Here is a 1,024-nt window from a genome sequence, read left to right on the forward strand (position 1 = left end):
TTTCCGACGATACTCGTCGCGTCGATCACATCGATTGCGTGCAGCTATGCCGCCTGTCTGGTGGCGTGGCCACTGCTCGAGAAGAACATGCGCGCTTATGTTCTGTATTGCGCCTTCCTGCTCAGCGGCCCGTTCTCCTATCACTTCACGACTTTCCTGACCGAACCTCTTTTCGTACTCCTGACTTCGTGCGTTTTTCTGGCGCTCAAACGCTCCAGCTATCTGGCTGCGGGACTGTCATCGGCTCTCCTGTCGGCAACCAGGCTCGTCGGGGTGCTCGTTGTATTCGCGACCGTCATTCAGATGTTCACGGATTGCCGCGCAAAGGGCGGATCGACGCTGTCGTTCCCGCGTTGGCTGCTTGGCCGACCGGATCTGCTCGTCGCCATCTTCATCTCGCCAGCCGGCCTATTCGCCTACATCCTGTTTCTCTATCTGACCGTCGGCGACGGCTTTGCCTTCCTGCACGTGCAGCGCGCGTTTGGACGGGTGCCGGGCAATCCGCTCGCCTTTATATGGGACGGGCTTTCGGCTGTTCCGACAACTGAATGGCTGCCTACGGCACCGCAATGGAGCGCGCTCGCCGCACTCATAGGACTGGCGCTATCGGCGGTTCTGGCGGTTCGCAGGCAATATGGCGCCGCGTTGTTCTGCGCCTGCTGCATCATCCTGCCGCTGATCACGAACCTGGCGTCGATGGTCAGGTACGTCGTCGGGCTTGCGCCTCTGACAATGTTGCTAGCCATGCTGCTGTCGGCGTCGAAGCCGACTTATCTCGCGGCTCTGGGCCTCTTCCTAAGCGCCTGTTATTTCATGACCGTGGCGTGGATCGGGGGCTATCTTGCGCTGGTCTGACATTTCGGGCCGGTATCTGCGCGGGGCCAGGCTTGCCAGCTACGCGCTGGCGGCGGTTCTGGCGGGAACGGAAATCGTCATTTGTGCGCTTGCTCTCAATCCGAATGTCAACGCCGATTATCGCGCCTATTACATTGACCGGACGACGACCTGCCTCAATCGCGATGCG

1 protein-coding gene and 1 pseudogene are annotated in these 1,024 nt (G+C 60.2%); both read left to right on the forward strand.

Annotated features, from left to right (window positions below; all coding sequences use genetic code 11):
• A partial coding sequence (locus NKG95_RS34150; protein WP_353043874.1) for a hypothetical protein occupies positions 1–855 on the forward strand: 855 nt, incomplete at its 5' end.
• Positions 842–1,024 (forward strand): annotated as a pseudogene (locus tag NKG95_RS34155) (hypothetical protein); the annotation flags it as partial. The gene NKG95_RS34150 and the pseudogene NKG95_RS34155, both read left to right, overlap by 14 nt.

Origin of the sequence: Mesorhizobium sp. M1423, assembly GCF_040317575.1 — a bacterium.
Lineage (GTDB): Bacteria > Pseudomonadota > Alphaproteobacteria > Rhizobiales > Rhizobiaceae > Mesorhizobium.